The sequence below is a fragment of the Thauera butanivorans genome (assembly GCF_048398245.1).
GTDB lineage: Bacteria > Pseudomonadota > Gammaproteobacteria > Burkholderiales > Rhodocyclaceae > Thauera > Thauera butanivorans.
In genome coordinates, this window is sequence record NZ_CP183038.1 from 2389705 (window position 1) to 2411354 (window position 21650).

21 protein-coding genes are annotated in these 21650 nt (G+C 66.7%); 7 read left to right on the forward strand and 14 right to left on the reverse strand.

Annotated features, from left to right (window positions below; all coding sequences use genetic code 11):
* Window positions 1–21 precede the first annotated feature (21 nt).
* The 3 genes from ACNQFN_RS11685 to ACNQFN_RS11695 are packed head-to-tail and all read right to left on the reverse strand — an operon-like array spanning window position 22 to window position 5674.
* Window positions 22–1464, reverse strand: a complete 1443-nt coding sequence (locus tag ACNQFN_RS11685; protein ID WP_418646577.1) for an efflux transporter outer membrane subunit — start codon at window positions 1462–1464, stop codon at window positions 22–24.
* Window positions 1461–4565 (reverse strand): MexW/MexI family multidrug efflux RND transporter permease subunit, encoded by a 3105-nt coding sequence (locus ACNQFN_RS11690; protein WP_418646578.1) that lies wholly within the window; start codon window positions 4563–4565, stop codon window positions 1461–1463. Before ACNQFN_RS11690 ends, ACNQFN_RS11685 begins: the two co-directional genes overlap by 4 nt.
* Window positions 4562–5674 carry an efflux RND transporter periplasmic adaptor subunit gene (locus tag ACNQFN_RS11695; RefSeq protein ID WP_418646579.1) on the reverse strand — a complete coding sequence of 371 codons (1113 nt, stop codon included), beginning with the start codon at window positions 5672–5674 and terminating at the stop codon, window positions 4562–4564. The genes ACNQFN_RS11690 and ACNQFN_RS11695 overlap by 4 nt, the downstream gene beginning before the upstream one ends.
* A 170-nt stretch (window positions 5675–5844) precedes the next feature.
* On the opposite strand from ACNQFN_RS11695, the gene soxR reads away from it, so the two are divergent.
* Together soxR and ACNQFN_RS11705 are read left to right on the forward strand one after the other, a co-directional pair.
* The gene (gene soxR, locus ACNQFN_RS11700; protein WP_418648918.1) at window positions 5845–6264 is read left to right on the forward strand and encodes a redox-sensitive transcriptional activator SoxR; all 420 of its coding nucleotides are present in this window, start codon (window positions 5845–5847) and stop codon (window positions 6262–6264) included.
* 111 nt (window positions 6265–6375) lie between these two features.
* Window positions 6376–6912, forward strand: a complete 537-nt coding sequence (locus ACNQFN_RS11705; RefSeq protein WP_068635159.1) for a DUF924 family protein — start codon at window positions 6376–6378, stop codon at window positions 6910–6912.
* A 27-nt stretch (window positions 6913–6939) separates the two neighbouring features.
* Here ACNQFN_RS11705 and ACNQFN_RS11710 read toward each other — a convergent pair whose 3' ends face one another.
* From ACNQFN_RS11710 to ACNQFN_RS11725, 4 genes are read right to left on the reverse strand one after another with little or no spacing between them, the layout of a single operon-like run.
* Window positions 6940–7965, reverse strand: coding sequence for a quinone-dependent dihydroorotate dehydrogenase (locus ACNQFN_RS11710; RefSeq protein ID WP_418646580.1), 1026 nt, complete (start codon window positions 7963–7965; stop codon window positions 6940–6942).
* Between the two features lie 27 nt (window positions 7966–7992).
* Complete coding sequence (locus tag ACNQFN_RS11715; RefSeq protein ID WP_083953433.1) at window positions 7993–8799, reverse strand: arginyltransferase; 807 nt, start codon at window positions 8797–8799, stop codon at window positions 7993–7995.
* 20 nt (window positions 8800–8819) lie between these two features.
* Entirely contained in the window at window positions 8820–9527 is a 708-nt protein-coding gene (gene aat / locus ACNQFN_RS11720) for a leucyl/phenylalanyl-tRNA--protein transferase (RefSeq protein WP_068635157.1), read from the reverse strand.
* A 7-nt stretch (window positions 9528–9534) separates the two neighbouring features.
* Complete coding sequence (locus ACNQFN_RS11725; RefSeq protein WP_068635156.1) at window positions 9535–10617, reverse strand: ABC transporter ATP-binding protein; 1083 nt, start codon at window positions 10615–10617, stop codon at window positions 9535–9537.
* A gap of 131 nt (window positions 10618–10748) precedes the next feature.
* On the opposite strand from ACNQFN_RS11725, the gene ACNQFN_RS11730 reads away from it, so the two are divergent.
* Complete coding sequence (locus tag ACNQFN_RS11730; protein WP_068635155.1) at window positions 10749–12416, forward strand: ABC transporter permease; 1668 nt, start codon at window positions 10749–10751, stop codon at window positions 12414–12416.
* 12 nt (window positions 12417–12428) lie between these two features.
* On the opposite strand, the gene ACNQFN_RS11735 is transcribed toward ACNQFN_RS11730, so the two are convergent.
* The gene (locus ACNQFN_RS11735) at window positions 12429–12626 is read right to left on the reverse strand and encodes a hypothetical protein (protein ID WP_157659082.1); all 198 of its coding nucleotides are present in this window, start codon (window positions 12624–12626) and stop codon (window positions 12429–12431) included.
* A gap of 101 nt (window positions 12627–12727) precedes the next feature.
* On the opposite strand from ACNQFN_RS11735, the gene ACNQFN_RS11740 reads away from it, so the two are divergent.
* A complete protein-coding gene (locus ACNQFN_RS11740; RefSeq protein WP_245650832.1) occupies window positions 12728–13756 on the forward strand; it encodes a GGDEF domain-containing protein in 1029 nt (342 codons plus the stop codon).
* On the opposite strand, the gene ACNQFN_RS11745 is transcribed toward ACNQFN_RS11740, so the two are convergent.
* On the reverse strand, window positions 13747–14766 hold the full coding sequence (locus tag ACNQFN_RS11745) for an extracellular solute-binding protein (RefSeq protein WP_217999551.1): 1020 nt from the start codon (window positions 14764–14766) through the stop codon (window positions 13747–13749). The genes ACNQFN_RS11740 and ACNQFN_RS11745 overlap by 10 nt on opposite strands.
* A 124-nt stretch (window positions 14767–14890) precedes the next feature.
* Between ACNQFN_RS11745 and ACNQFN_RS11750 the strand changes: the two genes are divergently transcribed.
* Complete coding sequence (locus ACNQFN_RS11750) at window positions 14891–15226, forward strand: DUF2325 domain-containing protein (RefSeq protein ID WP_068635153.1); 336 nt, start codon at window positions 14891–14893, stop codon at window positions 15224–15226.
* Between the two features lie 156 nt (window positions 15227–15382).
* Here ACNQFN_RS11750 and ACNQFN_RS11755 read toward each other — a convergent pair whose 3' ends face one another.
* The 5 genes from ACNQFN_RS11755 to ACNQFN_RS11775 form a co-directional block, all read right to left on the reverse strand.
* Window positions 15383–15949 (reverse strand): C40 family peptidase, encoded by a 567-nt coding sequence (locus ACNQFN_RS11755; protein ID WP_068635152.1) that lies wholly within the window; start codon window positions 15947–15949, stop codon window positions 15383–15385.
* A 102-nt stretch (window positions 15950–16051) separates the two neighbouring features.
* The gene (locus ACNQFN_RS11760) at window positions 16052–16699 is read right to left on the reverse strand and encodes a PolC-type DNA polymerase III (protein ID WP_068635151.1); all 648 of its coding nucleotides are present in this window, start codon (window positions 16697–16699) and stop codon (window positions 16052–16054) included.
* The gene (locus ACNQFN_RS11765) at window positions 16696–18594 is read right to left on the reverse strand and encodes a DUF294 nucleotidyltransferase-like domain-containing protein (RefSeq protein ID WP_068635150.1); all 1899 of its coding nucleotides are present in this window, start codon (window positions 18592–18594) and stop codon (window positions 16696–16698) included. The genes ACNQFN_RS11760 and ACNQFN_RS11765 overlap by 4 nt, the downstream gene beginning before the upstream one ends.
* A 137-nt stretch (window positions 18595–18731) precedes the next feature.
* A complete protein-coding gene (locus ACNQFN_RS11770; protein ID WP_418646581.1) occupies window positions 18732–20228 on the reverse strand; it encodes a PhoH family protein in 1497 nt (498 codons plus the stop codon).
* Between the two features lie 60 nt (window positions 20229–20288).
* Entirely contained in the window at window positions 20289–20738 is a 450-nt protein-coding gene (locus ACNQFN_RS11775; RefSeq protein WP_068635149.1) for a peroxiredoxin, read from the reverse strand.
* A 257-nt stretch (window positions 20739–20995) separates the two neighbouring features.
* On the opposite strand from ACNQFN_RS11775, the gene vapB reads away from it, so the two are divergent.
* Both vapB and vapC read left to right on the forward strand, forming a co-directional pair.
* Window positions 20996–21229, forward strand: a complete 234-nt coding sequence (gene vapB, locus ACNQFN_RS11780; protein WP_418646582.1) for a type II toxin-antitoxin system VapB family antitoxin — start codon at window positions 20996–20998, stop codon at window positions 21227–21229.
* Complete coding sequence (gene vapC / locus ACNQFN_RS11785; RefSeq protein ID WP_418646583.1) at window positions 21226–21645, forward strand: type II toxin-antitoxin system tRNA(fMet)-specific endonuclease VapC; 420 nt, start codon at window positions 21226–21228, stop codon at window positions 21643–21645. The genes vapB and vapC overlap by 4 nt, the downstream gene beginning before the upstream one ends.
* The last annotated feature ends 5 nt before the right edge of the window (window positions 21646–21650 follow it).

Here is a 21650-nt window from a genome sequence, read left to right on the forward strand (position 1 = left end):
GTGATGTGGCAATGTGGCGTATCAAGGCATGGCGCGCTCGCCTTGCCAGCCGAGCGCCTTGTATAGCGCGACCACTTGCACCTGCGATCCGGTTTCCTCCTGCACGATCTGCCGGCGTAGCTGAAACAGCGTTCGCTGGCTCTCCAGCACGGCCTGGTAGCTGCCGGCACCGGCGCGGTAGCGTTTGCCGGCGATGTCGAAGGCCGCCTGGGCGTGGCCGGCCGATTGCAGCAAGACGGCGAGTTGGCGCTGCTGTTCGGCGAGGGTGGTGATCGCGTTTTCGACTTCCTCCTGTGCGTTCAGCAATACCTGTTCGTAGACGGCCAGCAAGCCTTCGGACTGCGCCCTGGCGGCGCGCAGCCGCGCGCGGGCATTGCCGAGGCGCAGGGCTGGCCAGGACAGAGTGGGGGCAGCCTGGAAGGTGCGCGAGGCGGCGCTGCCGAGATCGCCATCGCGCAAGGCGAAGAAGCCGAAAAAGCCGCCCAGGTCGAGGCGAGGGTAGAGCTCGGCGGTGGCTGCGCCCACGTTCTCGACGCTGGCGGCCAGCAGGCGTTCAGCCCGGATCACGTCGGGCCGCGCGAGGATCAGGTGCTTGACGTCGCCCAGCGGAAGCTGCGTTGCCAGTGGCGCGAAGCGGGTTTCGGCCGGGTCGGGCAATTCCGCCCGGGCCTGGCCGGGCCGCCGTCCGGCGAGCACGTCGAGCCGGTAGCGGGCCTGCTGCAAGGCCGCCGTCAGCGGGGGAATCGCGGCCTCGCTGCGCAGCAGGTTGGCGCGGGCGCTTTCCACCTCCTCCGGCAGTCCGGCGCCGGCGCGCTGGCTGGCTTCGGCCAGGCGGACGGTTTCGCGCCAATTGTCGGCTTCCTGCCGGGCGACGTCCAGTTGCCGCCGATGGCCTTGTGCATCGAACCATGCCCGTGCGACTTCGGCAGCGATGCTCAGGCGCGTCAGCGCCAGGTCAGCCCGGCTGGCTTCGGCACGGGCCATCGCTGCCTGTTGCAGCCGATCCAGGCGGCCGAACAGGTCGATTTCCCACTGCACGTCGAAGCCGGCCTGCCAGGATTCGGACAGCCTGCGTCGGCCGTCGTTGCTGGCCTGCTGCTGGATGCCCCGCACATGGCCGGCGCTGCTGGTCACGCCCGGCAGGCGGTCGAGCCGGCGTTCGTCGAAGACCGCACGGGCGCCAAGCAGCCTGGCCTGCGCCTGGCGGATGTCGTGGTTGTGGGACAGTGCCGTTTCGATCCAGCGGGCCAGGCCCTCGTCCTCGAAGAAGCGCCACCAATCGGCGGGCATCGTTGCGCTGCTGTCCATCGCCTGGCTCGCGGCCAGTTCCACCGTCTGTGGGCTGGCAAGCACGACGGCTGGTGTGTCGGGTTTGACGTACTTCGGTCCCACTGCGCAGCCGGTCAGCGCCGTGGCCAGCGCCGCTGCACTCAGGAGACGGAGTCTGGTGCTGCTCGTCCTCATGCCTTCGCTCCTTCGGCCCGTTCGATTTCAGCGATCCCGGCCAACTGAAGCTCACGTGCGCTCTGCACGCGATGGTCGCGTGCCAGCCAGGTGTAGATCGTCGGCAGCACGAACAGGGTGAACAGCGTGCCGACCAGCATGCCGCAGACGATCACCACGCCCAGGCCGAAGCGGCTGTTGGCGCCCGCGCCGCTGGCGAACAGCAGCGGCACCACGCCGAAGGCCATCGCGCTGGTGGTCATCAGCACCGGCCGTAGGCGGATCTGCGCGGCGCGGATGATCGCGGACGTCCGGTCCAGCCCTTCATTCGCCTGCAGTTCGTTGGCGAACTCCACCATCAGGATGCCGTGCTTGCTGATCAGGCCGATCAACGTCACCAGGCCGATCTGGGTGTAGATGTTCAGTGTCGCCCAGCCCAGTGCCAGTGGCAGCAGCGCGCCGCAGATCGACAGCGGCACGGTGATCAGGATGATCAGCGGATCGGCCAGGCTCTCGTACTGCGCCGCCAGCACCAGATAGATCACCACCAGGGCGGCGAGGAAGGCGAACACCAGCGCATTGCCTTCCTGCACGTACTGGCGGGATTCGGACTGCCAGTCGTGGCTGAAACCGGGCGGCAGATCGGCCACCGCCTGCTCAAGGAAACCCACCGCCCGGCCCAGTGACACGCCTGGTGCGGGAATGGCCTGCAGGGTGGCGGCGTTCTGCTGGTCGAACTGCATCAGGCGGTTGGGTTCGACGCCCATCTCCAGCCGCAGCACCGTGGACAGCGGCACCAGGGTGCCGTCGCCGGTGCGCACGAACTGGCGAGCCAGTGCCTGCGGCGTCAGCCGCTGGTCGCGCATGCTCTGCGGGATCACGTCGTAGGAACGGCCGAACAGGGCGAAGCGGTTGATGTAGTTCTCGCCGACCAGCACGCCGAGCGAATCGCCGATGTCCTGCATGGAAATGCCCAGGCTTCCCGCCTTGGCACGGTCGATGGTGAGCTGGACCACCGGGCTGTCGTACTCCAGGTCGCTGTCGACCACGACGAACAGGCCGCTTTCGCGGGCGCGCTGCTTCAGGCCCGCCATCGCTTCATAGATCACCGGATGGTCCTGGGCACTGCGCAGCACCAGTTGCACCGGCAGGCCGCCGCTGCCGCCCGGCAGCGGCGCGACCTGGAAGGCGAAGATGCTGCTGCCTTCGATGTCGCCCACGGCCTGCTGCAGCTCGGCGAGGATTTCAGGCTCCTTGCGCTCGCGTGCGCCCCAGTCCGACAGGTTGATGCCGCCGAAGCTGGACGCGGGGCCGTCGGTGCCGTTGATGATCCAGGTGCCGGTCGTTTCCGGAATGGCGGCCATGACGCGGTGCAGCTCCAGCCCGAAGCGTTCGGCATAGTCCAGGCTGGCGTACTGAGGCGACTTGATCGCGGCCAGCACCGCGGCCTGGTCTTCCGGCGGTGCCAGTTCGCGTTGAGGCATCTGGTACAGCAGAGGCAGGCTCAGGCAGACGAGCAGGGCGACGCCACCGCTCAGCCAGCGTTGGCGCAGCGAGAAACGCAGCAGCTTGCCGTAACCGTCTGCCAGGCCGCCGAAGACCTGTTCGGCCAGCCTCGCCATGCGGCCGTGTCCGTCGTCCTGCCGGCTGGACTTCAGCAGCAGCGAACTCATCACCGGCGACAGTGTCAGCGCCACCACACCTGAGACGATCACCGCGCCGGCCAGCGTCAGCGCGAACTCACGGAACAGCGCTCCGGTCAGCCCACCTATCAGGCCGATCGGGGCATAGACCGCCGCCAGCGTCAGCGTCATGGCGATGACCGGCCCGGCGATCTCGCGCGCACCGATCAATGCCGCCGCGATTGGCGACCTGCCTTCTTCGATGTGGCGATGTACGTTCTCCACCACGACGATGGCGTCGTCCACCACCAGGCCGATCGCCAATACCATCGCCAGCAGGGTCAGCAGATTGATGCTGAAGCCGAAGGCCAGCATCAGCCCGGCTGCGCCCAGCATCGACAGCGGGATCGTCAGCACCGGGATGACGACGCTGCGCAGCGAGCCCAGGCACAGCCAGATCACCAGCACCACGATCAGCACCGCCTCCAGCAGCGTGTGCAGCACCTCGTCGATCGAGGCTTCGATGAAGCGGGCCGTCTCGTAGGCCAGTTCCATCTTCACGCCCGGCGGCAGCGCTTTCTCGATCTCCGGCAGCAACTGGCGGATGCCATCGACGATGACCAGCGGATTGCCCGCGGGCGTCGGGAACAGGCCCAGGTGGACGGCGGCTTCGCCATCCATCGTGGCGCTGGCGTTGGTGGCCGCGGCGCCCAGCTCCACCGTGCCCACGTCGCGCAGGCGCACCAAACCGTTGCCGTCGTTGCGGATCACCAGATCACGGAACTCGTCGACGCTGCTCAGTTCGGAATCGACCCGTACATTGGCGATCACGTACTGCCCGCGTACCTGCCCCGGCGCGGCCTGGTAGTTGTTGCGGCGCACCGCCTCGGCCACGTCGCTGGCGGTCAGGCCGCGGCCGGCCAGGCGATCCGCATCCAGCCACAGGCGCATCGCCAGCCGCTGGCCGCCGAAGGTCTGCACCTTGGCGACGCCGGGAATGCCGGAGAACAGCGGCTCGACCACGCGCGACAGGTAGTCGGTAAGCTCGGGCGCCGACAGGCTGCCGGTGGAGAAGCCGACATAGGCCACCGCCGTCGAATCGCCGGCGGACAGTTCGATCACCGGATCGTAGGCGCGCTCGGGCAGGCGATAGCGCACCTGATTGACCTTGGCCATGGTCTCGGTCAGCGCCTGGGTGGAATCGCGGTTCAGCTCCATGCGCAGCGTGACCGTGCTGCGGCCCTGCACCGACGAGGACGACAGGTAGTCGATGCCTTCGACCGAGGACACCGTCTGCGTGATCGGCTGGGTGACGAAACCCTGCATCAGTTCGGCGGACGCGCCGGGGTATTCGGTGCTGACCGTGATGGTCGAGGTTTCCAGCGTCGGGTACTGCCGGATCGGCAGCTTGCCCAGCGCGAACAAGCCCAGCAGCACGATCAGGCTGCTGGCCACCAGCGCCAGCACCGGGCGGCGCACGAAAACGTCGGTGAATTTCATGAGCGCGCGTCCTCCGTCACAGGTGCTACTGGCTGTTCCTCATGAAGCGCGTCACGTGCGACTACCTCGACCAGCATTCCGTCGCTCAGCCGCAACTGGCCGGAGACGACTACCCGTTCACCCTCGTTCAGGCCGGATTCGATCTCGACAAGGCCCTGCCAGCGTTCGCCGGTCCTGACCGCCACGCGGCGCACGCTCAGCGCCTGCCGTTCATCCCTTTCGGCGACGAACACCGTCTGGCCGTAGGCGGAATGGCTCACGGCGGTTTCCGGCACCACCAACACCGGCGTCGGCTGCTGGCGCAGCACGCGGACCTTGGCGAACATGCCGGCCTGCAACAGCCTTTCGGCATTCGGGATGCGGGCCTGCACCTGCACCGTGCGCGAGGCGCCGATCAAGGGGTCGATGGCGGCGACCTCTGCCTCGAACACACGCCCTGGCCAGGCATCGGCGCGCACCTGTACCGGCTGGCCAGCGCGCAGATGCGGCACCGCCTGCTCATCCAGCGCGAAGTTCGCATGCAGCGTGCCGGCATCGACCAGACTGGCGATGGCATCGCCGGCGTTCAGGTACTGCCCCTCATGCACCCGGCGGATGCCGATCACGCCGGGGAAGGGCGCGGTGACGGCCTTCTGCGCGATCACCGCCTCGATGCGCTGCAGTTCGCCGCGCGCCATGTCACGGGCCGCGGAGGCGTGGTCGAGCTGCTCCTGGGTCGCCACCCGCTCGCCGTGCAACTGGCGGGTTCGGGCCAGTACCGTTTCGGCGTTGCGCAACTGGGCGCGCAGCCGCAGGCGCTCGGCCTGCTCGGGCGCGTCGTTGAGCTGCACCAGCAACTGCCCCTTGTCGATACGCTGGCCGGAGGAGAAGGCGATGCGCGTGATGCGCCCTGCGACTTCCGCGGCCAGCTCCACCTGGCGCGCAGCTTCCAGTTCGCCGACACCGTGAAATGCCCGTGGCGCATCGGCGTGCTCCACGGCGGCCAAGGCCACCTTGGTGACCGGCCAGCCATCGCTCGAGGTTTCGCCGTCGCCGCCCCGGATCAGCCATGTGGCGGCGACGGTCACGGCGGTGGCCGATGCGATCGCCACTCCCGCCCATTTTTGCATTGTCGTTCTCCCGATGATTCAGCAGCGCAGTGCTGCACGCGCCCTCGATGTCCGGCCCGCAAGGCTTGCCGGCGTGGTCGCGGCGGACTATAAGACCTCAAGTTAACTTGAGGTCAAGCGTCGTGACGAACCAAGACAAACCCATCGGTTTCATCCGAGTGTTTCTGACCGTGGGGGAAGTTGCCCGGCGTGCGGGCGTGCCTGTATCCACCATCCACTTCTACGAATCGAAGGGTTTGATCACCAGCGTGCGCAGCGCGGGCAACCAGCGGCGTTTCCCCTTGGTGGTGCTGCGCTACATCGCCGTCATCAAGGTGGCGCAACGCGCCGGCGTGCCGCTGGAGGAAATCAAGGAAGCGCTGGGCCGCTACCCGCGTGGCAGCAAGCTGACGACGGAGCAATGGCGCGAGCTGTCCTCGGCGTGGCGTGCCAGCCTGGACGAGCGGATCAAGCGGCTGACGCGGCTGCGCGATGAACTGGACGGCTGTATAGGCTGCGGTTGCCTGTCGCTGGAGGAATGCCCGTTGCGCAATCCGATGGATGAACTCGGCAGGGAGGGGGCAGGGCCGAGGATTCTGGAGCGGCCATGAGAACGCATCAGGTTCGGCGCTGCGTGTGCAGGAGCTGTTTTGTCACGGCCCCTGTGCTCGGCTGCGCCGAAGTGTCACACAATTCACGACGGGACAGACAGGGAGACAAGCATGCACGAGGAAATCCTGCGTTTCTGGTTCGAGGACATCCAGCCGGCCCAATGGTGGGCGGTCGATCCGGCCTTCGATGTCCTGCTGCGCGAACGTTACGCGGCTGTGCTGCAAAGCGCTGCGCAGGGCGAATGCCATGCCTGGCGCGGCAGTGCCCGCGGCCGCCTGGCCGAAATCATCGTGCTCGACCAGTTCTCGCGCAACATCCATCGCGGCACGCCGCGTGCTTTCGCGCAGGATGGGATGGCCCTGGTGCTGGCGCAGGAGGCGGTCGCAGGCGGCGTGCTGGATGCGCTCGGGCCTGCCGAGCGCGCCTTCCTGCTGATGCCCTGGATGCACAGCGAGTCGCGCTTGATCCATGTCGAGGCCGAACGCCTGTTCAGGCATTGGGCGCCGCCGGACAGCCACGATTTCGAACTGCGCCACAAGGCCATCATCGATCGCTTCGGGCGCTATCCGCATCGCAATGCCATCCTGGGGCGGGAACCCAGCGCCGAGGAAGTCGCCTTCCTGCAGCAACCGGGGTCGAGTTTCTGAACCGGCTGCGGCCCCCTGGCCGGGTGCTCAGGCCGCGGGCGCTTTCCAGCTGCGCGTGGCACGCACGCATTCGCGCACCAGCGCCGGGCCGCGATAGACCAGGCCGCTATAGACCTGCACCAGGCTGGCGCCGGCATCGAGCTTGGCGATCGCGTCGCTGCCGTTGAGCACGCCGCCGGCGGCAATGATCGGCAGTTCGCCGGCAAGCGCCGCGGCGAGCTGGCGGACGACGGCGGTCGAGGCTTCGAACACCGGCGCGCCGGACAGCCCGCCTTGCTGTTCGCCGTAGCGGATGCCCTGCACCTTGTCGCGGGCGATGGTGGTGTTGGTGGCGATGACGCCGTCGATGCGGTGGCGGCGCAGCGCGTCGGCGATGTTGATGACCTGGGCTTCGTCCAGGTCGGGGGCGATCTTCAGCGTCAGCGGCACGTAGCGGCCATGGGTGTCGGCCAACCGGGTCTGCGCGGCCTTGAGGCGGCCGAGCAGGTCGTCGAGTTCGGATTCGCCCTGCAACTGGCGCAGATTCCTGGTGTTGGGTGAGGAAATGTTGACGGTGACGTAGCTGGCCAGCGCATAGATCTTGTCGAGGCAGGCGAGGTAGTCGTCGGCGGCGTTCTCGATCGGGGTATCGAAGTTCTTGCCGATGTTGATGCCGAGGATGCCGCGGAATTTGGCTGCCTTGACGTGGGCGATCAGGACGTCCACGCCGTGGTTGTTGAAGCCCATGCGGTTGATGACGCCTTGCACTTCGGGCAGGCGGAACATGCGCGGACGGGGGTTGCCGGGCTGGGGGCGCGGCGTGATGGTACCGATCTCGATGAAGCCGAAGCCCATGCGGGCGAGGCCGTCGATGGCTTCGCCGTTCTTGTCGAGGCCGGCGGCGAGGCCGATGCGGTTCGGGAAGCTCAGGCCCATGACTTCGACCGGCTCGGCCGGCTCGGGCTGGCCGGCGGGCAGTACGCGGCCGGCGAGGTTCAGGGCATGGATGGTGAATTCGTGGGCGGTCTCGGCGTCGAGCGAGAACAGCAGGGGGCGGGCGATGTCGTAGAGCATCGGCGGATTGTAGCGATTCGGTGCCCGTCAGGCGATGGCGCCGGATGTGCCGGAAAGAGGGGGCGCACCCGGATCCGGGGTCGGGTGGGGCGAAAGCGGGCCGCCATGGCCGGGCATGCTCTCCAGCGCCATCCACTGGCCGGCGTGCAGCGCCTGCAGCGGGCGGAAACGTGCCTTGTAGGCCATCTTCGGGCTCTCGCCGATCCAGTAGCCGAGATACACGTAGGGCAGGCCCATGCGGCGGCAGGCTTCGATCTGCCAGAGGACGCCGTAGGTGCCGAGCGAGCTTCCGGCCAGTTCCGGTTCGTAGAAGGTGTAGACGCTGGACAGGCCGTCTTCCAGGCGGTCGATGATGCTGACCATGCACAGGGTGTCGCCGTCGCGGAATTCCACCAGCCGCGTATCGACGTGGGTCTGCAGCAGGAAGTGGGTGTATTGCTCGCGGTTGTCCAGGTCCATGCCGCCGCCGGCGTGGCGGGTGGACTGATAGCGCTGGTACAGCCGGTAGTGCTCCTCGACGAAGGCCAGCGGCAGTTCCACGGCCCGCAGCCCGGCGTGGCGCGTCCGGGCGCGCCGCTGGCTGCGGTCGGGGCGGAAATCCTGCACCGGGATGCGCACCGGCACGCAGGCGTGGCAGGTGTCGCAATACGGCCGGTAGGTGAACACGCCGCTGCGGCGGAAGCCGCGCCGCACCAGTTCGCCATATACCTGGGTGTCGATCAGGTGGCCGGGCGTGGCGACCTGCGAACGTGCATTGCGGCCGGCCAGGTAGGAGCAGGCATAGGGCGCGGTGGCGTAGAACTGTATCAGGGCGTAGGGGTAGTCTTTCTGCATCTTCGCTCCCGGCCGTGTATCTAGCCCCAGTCGATGTACTGCCCGGCGTCCGCTGGCCATCGGGCTCCGCCCGGACAGGCCGATGCGTGCCGGGCGAGGATGTCGCTGAACTGTCGGCGCGGAATCTCGCACGCGCCCATCGACATCAGGTGCGTCGTCGTCATCTGGCAGTCGATCATGACATAGCCTCGCATGTGCAGGAAGCGGGCCAGGTGGGCAAGCGCGACCTTCGAGGCGTTCGATTCGATCGAGAACATCGACTCGCCGAAGAAGACCCGCCCCAGCGCCATGCCGTACAGGCCGCCCACCAGACGGCCATCGCGCCAGGTTTCGACGCTGTGGGCATGGCCGAGTTCATGCATGGCGCAGTACGCGGCGCGGATTTCCGGCGTGATCCAGGTGCCGGGGCCGGGTGTGCGCGGCGCCGCACAGGCGTCGATGACGGCGCTGAAGCGGGTGTCGAAGCGGACCTCGAAATGCCGCCGGCGCAGGAGCTTGCGCAGGGAGCGGCTGATGCGGATCTGCTCGGGTGCGAGCACCAGGCGCGGGTCGGGACTCCACCACAGGATGGGTTCGCCGGGATTGAACCAGGGAAAGATGCCTTTCCGGTAGGCGGCGAGCAGCCATTCCGGGCTCAGGCCGCCGCCGGCGGCGAGCAGGCCGTTCGGTTCGCGGAGCGCATGCTCGACCGGCGGAAATCCGGGCGGGCCGTCCAGCCAGGGAATCATGCCGGGCTCAGGCGGCTGCGTCGGCCGCCGGCGAGTCCTGGAAGGTGATGACGTGGTCGGCATCCAGGCGGATGCCGATGTGCTCGCCGATCGCGTGGTTGTGGTGGCTCGGCACCAGCGACAGCACCCGCGCGCCGCTCGCCAGGCGCAGGGTGTAGAGGATGTCGGCGCCGCGGAAGGCCTTGTGCAGGACTTCGGCCTTCAGCGGGCTGGCATCGTCGTGGATTATGTCGTCCGGACGCAGCAGCACGTCGACCGCCGCGTCGGGCCTGCACGCCTTGTGGTCGCCGCAGGACAGCGGGACATGGCTGTCGAGTATGCCGAGCTCGATGCGGACGCGGCGTTCGTCCAGCATCTGTCCGTCGACGAACACGCCCTGGCCGATGAAGTCGGCGACGAAGCGGTTGGCCGGTTCGTGATAGAGGTTGTAGGGCGTGTCCCATTGCTGGATGCGGCCTTCGTGCATGATGCCGATCTCGTCGGCGACGGCGAAGGCTTCGTGCTGGTCGTGGGTGACCAGGATGGCGGTGGTCCCGGTGGCCTTGATGATGTCGCGCACTTCGTGCGACAGGCGCTCGCGCAGCTCGACGTCGAGGTTCGAAAAGGGTTCGTCGAGCAGCAGCAGGCTGGGCCGGGGCGCCAGCGCGCGGGCCAGCGCGACGCGCTGCTGCTGGCCGCCGGACATCTCGTGCGGATATTTGTGGCCCTGGTCGCTGAGGCCGACCAGTTTCAGCAGTTCGGCGACGCGCGCCCTGCGGGCCTCGGCACTTTCCTTGCGCAGGCCGAAGGCGATGTTGTCCGCCACCGTCAGGTGGGGAAACAGCGCGTAGTCCTGGAACACCATGCCGATGCGCCGCTGTTCGGGGGCGAGATGCTCGCCGGCGGTGCTGACCACCCGGCCATCGAGCCGGATTTCGCCCGCGGCCACGCGCTCGAAACCGGCGATGCAGCGCAGCACGGTGGTCTTGCCGCAGCCGGAAGGCCCCAGCAGGCAGCCGATCCGGCCTTTCTCCAGGCTGAAGGACAGCTTCTGGACGATCCGGTGAGAGCCGAAAGCGAGGTCGATGTCGGTGAGCTGGAGATGGGCCATGTCGGGTCGTCGGACTGCGGAGGAGGAGGATTATTGCATCGTAACGCGCAACAAATGCGATCAATTATAATTCTCCTCCTCTGCAAGGGGCCAGGCGGCGGCAGACCGGGCCCGACAACGACGGAACCAGAATGAACAACAAGGGAGGGCAGGCCGCCACGAGCCTGCGCTGGTCATCTTTGACCGTGGCCGCGGTGATCATCGCGGCCTTGATCGCCGCGCCTGTGCTGTCGGTGTTTTCCAACGTCTTCACGGGAGGGACCAGCGATACCTGGACGCATCTCAGCGAAACGGTGCTGGGCGAATTCGTCTTCAACACCGTGGTGATGTGCGTCGGCGTCGGCCTGGGCGTGGCGTCGATCGGCGTGACCACCGCCTGGCTGACGACGATGCTGGATTTCCCCGGGCGCCGCTTCTACGAATGGGCGCTGATCCTGCCGATGGCGGTGCCGGCCTACGTGATGGCCTACGTGTATACCGACTTCCTGCAGTTCGTCGGGCCGGTGCAGACCGGGTTGCGCGAACTGTTCGGCTGGCGCGCGGGCGACTACTGGTTTCCGGACGTGCGCACCGTGGGCGGCGCGGTGACGATGTTCATGTTCGTGCTCTATCCCTACGCCTACATCCTGGTCCGTGCGGCCTTCCTCGAACGTGCCGGCGGCATGCTGGAGGCGGGACGTTCGCTGGGGCTCGGGCCCTGGGGCTGCTTCCTGCGCGTGTCGCTGCCGCTGGCGCGGCCGGCGGTGGTGGCCGGCACGGCGCTGGCGCTGATGGAAACCCTGGCCGACTTCGGCACCGTGTCGTACTTCGGCGTGCAGACCTTCACCACCGGCATCTACCGCGCCTGGTTCTCGCTCGGCGACCGCGTGGCCGCGGCCCAGCTCGCCGCCGCGCTGCTGGCCTTCGTCGTCATCGTGCTGAGCCTGGAGTTCGCCAGCCGGGGGCGGGCGCGCTTCAACAACACCTCGCGCCAGCAGGGGGCGCCGGCGCGCAGGCGGCTGTCGCCGGGCTGGGGGCTGCTGGCGAGTTTCGCCTGCTTCATGCCGCTGCTGCTGGGTTTCCTGCTGCCGGCCGGGTTGCTGCTGCAGATGGCTTTCGTCGAAGGCGATGCCCAGTTCGGCCCGCGCTTCCTGCAACTGGCGCGCAACAGCTTCGTGCTGGCGGCGGTGACGGCTGTGCTGGCGGTGGTGCTGGCGGTGGTGCTGGCCTATGCGGCGCGGCTTGCCCGCTCGTCGTTGCCGGCGGCGTTGAACCGCATCGTCGGCCTCGGCTATGCGGTGCCGGGCTCGGTGATCGCGGTCGGCGTGCTGATCCCGGTGACACGGCTCGACGCCTGGCTGGCGCAGGCCTGGCAGGCGGCGTTCGACGTCAATCCGGGTCTGATCCTGACCGGCGGCATCGCTGCGCTGGTTTACGCCTATCTCGCCCGCTTCCTGGCGGTGGCGCTGCATGCGGTCGAATCCAGCCTGGGCAAGATCACGCCGAGCATGGACGATGCGGCGCGCAGCCTGGGCTTCGGCAAATGGGCGACGCTGCGCCGGGTCCATGTGCCGATCCTGCGCGGCAGCCTGCTGTCGGCGGCGCTGCTGGTGTTCGTCGATGTGATGAAGGAGCTGCCGGCCACGCTGGTGATCCGGCCGTTCAACTTCGACACCCTGGCGACGCAGGCGCATACGCTGGCAGCCGACGAGCGCCTGACCGAGGCATCGACCGCGGCGCTGACCATCGTCGCCGTCGGCCTGCTGCCGATGATCGTGCTGTCGCGTCAGATCCTGAAGGCCAGCAGGCGGAAGGATTGAGCAATCCGATCTTCATGCGGAGCCGTCCGCGCTGGTTGCAAAGACGGCAAAGACGGGCAGGAACGTGATGCCGTCGCCTTTCCTGGCCAATTCGCATCGAGGATAATCGCGCGGGCAAGTTGTTCTGCCGGCGCGGCGCTTTGCCTGCGCGGCGCGCCTGTCATTTTCCGACGATGCGAGAACATGCAGATAGCAACGAAGCCCATTCATGCCCCCGCTCCGCTGGCCCGCACGGCCGGTGAAGCGCTCGGGCTTGCGCCGATTCGCCGGGCCCTGGCGCTCCACGTGTTGTCTGCCATAGGGAGCCGCACATGGCGCTGATGGACGAGCGCGCCCTGCTGATGGCGCTGGAGAGCGCTTCACTCGGGATCTGGGACTGGGACATTCCGTCCGGCAGGATGAGTTTCAGCCCCTTGTGGGCATCCATGCTGGGTCGGCGGCCCGAGGAGCTTGCGCCGGACGTGTCGTCGTGGGAGGTGCTCGTGCATCCGGACGACTGGAGCGGTATCCAGTCCGCGCTGCTACCCCATCTGCGGGGAGAAACCGAGTCCTACGCCGCTGAATACCGTCTCCGCCACGCCGACGGCCGCTGGGTGTGGGTGCAGGATTCCGGACGCGTGCTCGAACGCGACGACGAAGGCAAGCCCCTGCGGGCCGTCGGCCTGCACCAGGACATCAGTTCGCGCAAGGCGATGGAGGAGAGCCTGCTGCTGCTGGCGACCAGCGATCCGCTGACCGGGCTGTGGAACCGGCGCAATTTCGCCGAGATGGTCAATGGTGAACTGGGCCGGGTACGCCGCCACGGCTCGCAGGCCTGCCTGTTGCTGCTCGACCTCGATCACTTCAAGCGCATCAATGATACGTACGGACATGCGGCTGGCGATGAGGTGTTGCGGCACTTTTCCGGACTGGTTTCTCTCCATCTGCGCGAGGCCGACGTGTTCGCCCGTCTGGGTGGCGAGGAGTTCGGCGTCCTGTTGCCCTGTATCGAGGGCGATGCGGGCGCGCTGCGCGCGGCCACGCGTCTGCGCGAACTGATTGCGTCGAGCCCGGCCATCGTGGATGGCAAGCCCTTGCGCTTTTCCGTGAGCATTGGCGTGGCCATGCTCGATCCGGAAGATGAAGGCTTCGACGAAATCTTCACGCGCGCCGATGAGGCGCTGTATGAGGCCAAGCGCACTGGCCGTAATCGTGCGGTGCTGGCAGGGCATGCGCCTGACAGCGGGGCGGACGGCGAAAGAGAAACGGGCTTCGCGTCCTGGAACGACGCGAAGCCCGTCAGCCGGGAATGCCCCGAAGACGATCGGGGCTCGTCCGCCGGCGCCGGCTGTCAGCGATAGCCGGCGCGGTCGTAGATCTTCTGCGCTTCGGCGACGGTGTCGGCCAGTTCGCCGATCTGGATCGAATCCGCCTTGAACTTGCCCAGCTTGTCGAGCGCGGCATTGTCGACCTTGACCGAGGGCACCACCGGCCATTCGTTGTTGCCGTTGGCGAAGTAAGTCTGGGCTTCGTCGGAGGCCAGGTATTCGAGGAACTTGACCGCGGCTTCCTTGTGCGGCGCGGTCTTCAGCATGCCGGCGCCGGAAACGTTGACGTGGGTGCCCCAGCTCTGCTGGTTGGGCCACACCGCCTTGACCTTGGCGACCACTTCCTGATCCGCCGGGCGCGGCGAGTTCATCAGGCGGGCGAGGTAGTAGCTGTTGGCGATGGTGACGCCGCACTCACCGGCCGCGACGGCCTTGATCTGGTCGGTGTCGCCGCCCTTGGGCGCGCGAGCGAAGTTGTCGACCACGCCGCTCGCCCACTTGGCGGCGGCTTCCTCGCCGTTGTGCTTGATCAGAGCGGCGCCCAGCGACAGGTTGTAGGGGTGGCTGCCCGAGCGGGTGCACACCTTGCCTTTCAGCGCCGGGTCGGCGAGCTGCTCGTAGGTCTGGACCTGCTCGGCCTGAACAAGCTCGGGGTTGTAGACGATGATGCGTGCGCGCTGCGAGAACGAGAACCAGCGCTCGGTGCGCAGATTGGCCGGAATCCTCTCTTCCAGCACTGCCGACTTCACCGGCGCGAAGATGCCCATCTTGTCGGCATGGGCCAGGCGCGAGATGTCCACGGTGATGAAGATGTCTGCCGGGCTGTTGGCGCCTTCGTTGCGGATGCGCTCAAGCAGCTCGTCTTCCTTGGCTTCGATGCGGTTGATCTTGATGCCGGTCTGCTTGGTGAAGTTGCCGTACAGGGCTTCGTCGGTCTGGTAATGGCGGGCGGAGTAGATGTTCAGTTCGGTGTCGGCCGCGTACGCAATCGGCGCTGCAATGGCGAACGTGGACAGCAGGGCGATGATGGTGGCTTTCTTCATCATTTTGGAGGTCTTCCGTGGCAGTCGTTGAGGTCCGGATATTAAACGAGAAGAGTTCGCAGTTGCAAAGGCGTTCATTTCATGTCTTAATAGTGATAATCATTCGCAACTATCGGATACGGACATGGACGCACTCCTCGTTGGCGCAGATCGTCTTGGCAACATTCCCGACATCCTGTCGAACTTCGGCATTCGCATCGCCGGCCACGTCAGCGGCCGGGACACCACCCACCAGCGCCGCAGCAGCTCTCTGCCCGCGGGAATCGGCATGGTGATCCTGTTCACCGATTTCATCGGCCACAACGTCATGCAGCGATTCCGTGAGGCGGCCAACCGCGAAGGCGTGATGTTCGTGTGCTGCAGGCGCTCGACCTGCGCGCTGCAGCAGGCGCTGGGCCAGCGCATGGCGGAGAAGTGTTCGACGTGCACCGTGGCAAAGAAGTGTCGGCAGAAGCATTGAGAGTTGCCGCGGGAACGGCACCGGGTCGGTAGCCGGCCGCCGCAGACGAAGAAGGCGTTCGATTGCTGCGAACGAGCGGCAATCGAACGCCTTTCACGTTGATGCACTGCCGGCGACGGAGCGTGGGCGCAGGTGTCGAGCGGATGTGAAGCCGGATCAGCGGATGGCGGCGAAGCTGTCGGCAGTGGAGCCGCTGTCTTCGTCGATCAGGCGGCGGGCGCCGTTGAAGCGCTTGGACCAGTAGCTGCTCGAAAGCGCCTCGACACGTACCTTGCCGCCGGTGGACGGCGCGTGTACGAACTTGCCGTCGCCCAGGTAGATGCCGACGTGGGAAAAGGCGCGGCGCATCGTGTTGAAGAAGACGAGGTCGCCCGGTTTCAGTTCCTGGCGGCCGATCTTGTCGCCCAGCCGGGACATCTCGGCGGCAGTGCGCGGCAGATCGAAGCCGATGGCGTTGCGGAACACGTTCAGCACCAGGCCGCTGCAGTCGAGGCCTGTTTCAGGCGAGGTGCCGCCGAAGCGGTAGCGTACGCCGAGATAGGCAAGCGCCTGATCGACGAGCTGTTCGGCGGCCGAAACGTAGTCGCTGCCCGTGTCGCCACTGCTCGGGGATTCGCTGTTCGCCATGCCCATTGCCATCTGCTGCATGGGTTCGTCCGCGTGCGTGGCCTGGATTCCCGAGAGGGCGAGCGTCAGCACGAGGAGGAGGCGGCGAATTTGCATTCGGCGGAATATACGCAAATGTAACAGGCTTGTAAACAAGCGGCTGGCATGGACGCCGGGCAAGGCCGTGGTCAGCCTGCATAGGCTGCCCACGGCCTCTGTTTACAGCCGGTTGCGATACTGCCGCTGGCTGCGTTCGAGGTCTGCGAGTGCGCGTGGCGTATGCACTCCCTGTTCGGCAGCCCGGGCCTGCGCGACGAGGAGCAGCTGGGCGATGGCCCAGGCGTCGCCCAGCGCGTGGTGGCGCTGGAAGGTCTCGATGCCGAAGCTCTCCATCCAGGCGGCGAGCTTCGCCGGGCGCTCGATGCGTTCGGGAAACAGCGCGGGCAGCAGGAAATAGAGATCGATCCACTGGTCGTCGGGTTCGATGCCCAGGTGTTCGTCGAAGGCGTGTTCGAGCAGGCTGCGGTTGAGTGCGGCGTTGAACACGACCCGTGGCGCCTTGCCGGCCACGCCGAGCAGTTCGGCGAGGGTGGAGGCGGGGTTGGGGGCCAGGGTGCCGTAGTAGCTGTCGCGCGGGGCGAGCAGGCCGCCATCCACGGCCAGTGCCGCGACGGCGATCAGCCGGTCCTTGTCGAGATCCAGGCCGGTGGCCTCGGTGTTGAGCACCACGTAGCGGGTTTCGAAATGCGCCGTGCTGGTGTCGGCCGGGGCCAGTTCGGTCCAGCGCTGCAGGGCCTGGGCGCCCTCGTCCGAGAGCGGGGCCCCGGCCTGCGACGGGGCGAGAAAGCGGCTCAGCCATTTGCTCATAGCTGGTAGTCGAGCTTGATCCGGATCTGCAGCTTGCGCGCCTGGCGGAAAGCTTCCTTCAGGATGCGGCGATCGAGTTCGTTGAGGGTGTCGGGATCGACCTGGTTGTCGTCCGGCGCGCCATGTTCGGTCTCGAGGTGCTGGGAGCGCAGGCGCAGCAACTGGATGAAGTGGAAGCCGTCGATGATGGCCGACACTTCGTCGGCGGACACGCCCATCTTGCCGCTGGCCTGGCGCAGACGCTGGGCGGTGCTGCTGGAATCGATGCCGATGCGCAGGGCGATGATGCGGGCGACATCGACGAACAGCCGCGCGCCCGATTTCTTCAGGTCGATGCAGCCATTCTCCTCGACCACGAAGTCGCGCAGGCGGCCGAGCGGCGGCGTCACCGAGAGCGCGTTGGCCGCCATCATGCGCAGGAAGGCGGCGTTGCCGCGCACCGTCCTGTTGAGCCAGCTGCGGAGCTGGTCGCCGAGGCGTTCGTTGCCGTACAGCACGCGGAAGTCGAAGAAGATCGAGGCGTTGAGCAGGGCTTCGGGGTCGGGTTCGCGGATCCAGGCGCCGAAGCGCGACTTCCATTCGTCCAGCGTCAGGCACAGCTCGGGGTTGCTCGCCATGATGTTGCCCTTGCACAGCGGGAAGCCGCAGAGGGCGAGGCTGGCATTGACCTCCTTGGCGAAGGCGATCAGCCTGCTGCGGATCGATACCGGGTTTTCCCACTCGGCGCATTGCCAGATGATGCCGTTGTCCTGGTCGGTGGATAGCGTCTGTTCGTGCCGGCCCTCGGAACCGAAAGCCATCCAGCCGAAGTTGATGCCGGTCAGGTCGTGGTTTTCGAGCGCGAGCTGGATGATGCGGCGCGTCAGCGCATCGTTGAGCGTCGAGATGAACTGGGTGAGCTGCTCCGCTGCGATGCCCTGGGCGATGAGGTTGAGGGCGAGCTGGCGGATGTCCTTGCTGGCGCGCTGCAGCGATTCGATGTCCGCAGCGTTGTCGATGCCCGCACGAATCTGCCGCAGGCCGATGCGCTGCAGCGAGAACAGGTCGCGCTCGGAGACGACGCCCTTGAGCCGGCCTTCGGCGTCCACCACCAGGATGTGGCGCACGCCGTGCGTGGCCATCGCCAGCGCGGCATCGTAGGCCGAAGCGGTGGTGGCGAGCTGGTGGGGGTTGGCCGTCATCAGTTCGCCGACCGGGTTGCCGAGATCGAAGGCGGCGAGGATCACGCGCGGCAGCAGATCGCTCTGGGTCAGGATGCCGACGGGGTGGCGTTCCTGGTCGGTCATCACTGCGCAGCCGATGTGCTGTGCGTCCATCTGCTCGAGCACTTCGCGTGCCGGCGTGTCGGGAGAGAAGCAGACGGGTTCGCGCTTGATGAGCTGGCCCAGCGTGGTCGTCATCGTCTGCTGCTCGGCCGCGCGCTGTGCGAACGCGGCCTGCAACTGCTCGCGCGACTGGTTGAGCAGGCTGGCGATGTACTGTGTGCAGAACAAATGGAGGGCCGGGCTCGTTTCCATCAACTGCAGGAAGTCGTCCGCATCGATCTGGAAGCAGAAGCTGTCTTCGACCGCCACATAGGCGTTGGTCGACGGACGCCGGGCGGAAATCGCACCGATCGGGAAGCACTCGCCCGGGCCGAGCGGCAGGCTGGCGTATTCGCTCAGGGCGGAAGCGACCACCTGGCGCGCCTGGATCTTGCCGCGCTGGATGATGTGGAAATGGCGCGGCACGCCCATCTCGGGCGTCAGGATCTCACTGCCGCGCGGGTGGAAGGCAAGTGCGGCGCGCTCGGCGAGGAAGGCGAGAGCCTCGGCTTCCATGCGGTCGAAGGGCGAGAAGCGGCGCAGGAAGTCCGTGCTGGCTCCCACCAGCAGGTCGGCGGCGATGGCGGTCATGACGGTTCTGTCGTCGGTCGGATGCGCCGATTATAGGGGGCTGCCGGGACAATGGCTTGTCCGCGCGCAAGCGGCTACCCGCCGGCAGCGGTTTGCGCGGAGAGCGGGGACGAAAAGCGTGCCGGCGGAAAGGAAACTTACAGCACGTCGGCAGCGTAGTCGGCCAGGCGCGAGCGCTCGCCGCGCTGCAGCGTGATGTGGCCCGAATGCGCCCAGCCCTTGAAGCGATCGACGACGAAGGTCAGGCCCGACGAGCCTTCGGTCAGGTAGGGCGTGTCGATCTGGGCGATGTTGCCCATGCAGACCACCTTGGTACCGGGGCCGGCGCGGGTGATCAGGGTCTTCATCTGCTTGGGCGTCAGGTTCTGTGCCTCGTCGATGATCAGGAACTTGTTCAGGAAGGTGCGCCCGCGCATGAAGTTCAGGCTCTTGATCTTGATCCGGCTGCGGATCAGGTCGCGCGTGGCGGCGCGGCCCCAGTCGCCGCCTTCGCCGGCGGTGCCGTTGAGCACGTCGAGGTTGTCCTCCAGTGCGCCCATCCACGGCGCCATCTTCTCTTCCTCGGTACCGGGCAGGAAGCCGATGTCCTCGCCCACCGACACCGTCACGCGGGTCATGATGATCTCGGAGTAGCGCTTGGATTCGAGCACCTGGGTCAGGCCGGCGGCCAGCGTCAGCAGGGTCTTGCCGGTGCCGGCCTGGCCGAGCAGGGTGACGAAGTCGATGTCCGGGTTCATCAGCAGGTTCAGCGCGAAGTTCTGCTCGCGGTTGCGCGCGGTGATGCCCCATACGTTGTTCTTCTGGTGGCTGTAGTCCACCACGGTCTCGAGCAGCACCTTGCCGCCGTCGCGTTCCTTGACCCAGGTCTGCAGCGGATTGTCGCCGCTGGTCTCGAAGACGAACTCGTTGACCAGCAGGTCCGGCGCCAGTGGTCCGCTCACACGGTAATAGGTGTGGCCCTCTTCCTTCCACGACTCCATGCCGCGGCCGTGGGTGTCCCAGAAGTCGGCCGGCAGTTCGCGCGCGCCGGAGTAGAGCAGGTCGGTGTCCTCGAGCACCTTGTCATTGAAGTAATCCTGCGCCGCAAGCCCGAGCGCGCGGGCCTTGATGCGCATGTTGATGTCCTTCGACACCAGGATGACTTCACGCTCGGGGTGGCGCTCGGCCAGGTAGGTGACGACGGCCAGGATCTGATTGTCGCCGCGCGCGGTGGGCAGCGCGGCGGGCAGCGCGGCGTCGATCGCCTCGGTCTGCAGGAAGAGCCGGCCGGTGGCGAGGCCGTGCGACGGCAGGTCGAGCGCGATGCCTTCGTCGATGCCGTCGGGAGAGGTGGTGACGATCTCGTCCAGCATGCGGCTGGCCTGGCGGGTGTTGCGCGCGACTTCGGTCGTGCCCTTCTTGTTGTTGTCCAGTTCCTCCAGCGTCATGATCGGCACGTAGAGGTCGTGCTCCTCGAAGCGATACAGGCTGGTGGGGTCGTGCATCAGCACGTTGGTGTCCAGCACGAAGAGCTTGCAGTCGTGCTTGCAGGCGCTCTGCTTCACCGCCTTGCCGCGCTTGGCGGAAGCGGTCGCGACAGTTTTCGGTGTCTTGGCTTGCGCCTTCGGCGTCTTGGTCTTGGTGGTCGAGGGCATGGTCTGGCTCGGATGGAAGAGGGGAGGCGCGCAGCGAAGCGGTGCGCCGAAAGGGGTGGATCAGAGCGACTGCACCACGGCAAGCACGTCCGCAGCGTGGCCCGGCACCTTGACGCCGCGCCATTCGCGGGCGATGCGGCCGTCGGCGTCGATCACGAAAGTGCTGCGCTCGATGCCGCGCACCTGCTTGCCGTACATGTTCTTCAGCTTCATCACGCCGAAGGCTTCGCAGGCCGCTTCCTCGGGGTCGGAAATCAGTTCGAACGGCAGTTCCAGCTTGGCCTTGAAGTTCTCGTGGCTCCTGATGCTGTCGCGGCTGATGCCGAACACCTCGCAGCCGGCGGCGGCGTACTCCGCGTACAGAGCGCCGAAGTCCCTGGTTTCGTTGGTGCAGCCGGGCGTGTTGTCCTTGGGGTAGAAATAGATCACCAGCTTGCGGCCGCGCAGTTCGGACAGCGTGACGTTGCGGCCGCCGGTGGCGGGCAGGGTGAAATCGGGGGCAAGACTCATGCGGTTCTCCGTATGTTCTTCGAGCGTCGGGGGCGGCGGAAAGCGGGGCATTCCGTGCATGGCGGCAGGCCGGAGCGGCCTCGCCATGCGCGCATACGTTTCGACGCAGGGTAGCGGAGCAAGGTTTCGCCCGCAATCGTCCGTCGGCAGCCGGTCGTTCGGCCATGCGGGCCGCTGGCCGAGCGCGATGCGATCCTTGTCCGTCTCGTGGTCAGTGTATATAGTCGATGTATATCGCAGATGAAGGAGGAGCGATCATGACCACCACGACCGTTTTTACCAACAACCGCACACAGGCCGTGCGCCTGCCTGCCGAAGCCCGCTTCCCGGCCGAGGTCAAGAAAGTGAGCGTGCGCGTGGTCGGCAACGAACGCATCATCGCGCCAGCCGAGTCGGCCTGGGACAGTTTCTTTCTCGGTAGTCATACGGTCAGCGACGATTTCATGAGCGAGCGAGCGGATCAATCGCAGCTGGAGCGCGAAGGGCTATGAATGCGCCCGCGCTGCTCAGCCATCTGCTCGACACCAACATTGCGATCTACGTCATCAAACGCCGGCCGATCGCCGCGCTCGCCAGTTTCAACCGCCACCACGGCCGCATGGCCATTTCCAGCATCACGCTGGCCGAACTGATGCATGGGGTGGAAAAAAGCAGCGATCCGGCACGCAATTTCCTCGCTGTGCAGGATTTCAGCAGCCGCCTTCAGGTTCTGGCCTATGACGAAGCTGCCGCGGCTCACTACGGGCAGGTCCGCGCCGCATTGGAGCGGCAGGGCCAGCCCATCGGCGTCAATGACCTTCACATCGCCGGGCATGCCCGGAGCCGGGGGCTGACGCTGGTGAGCAACAATCTGCGCGAATTCCAGCGTGTTCCCGGGCTTCGGCTGGAAAACTGGATCGAGCCGTGAAGCGC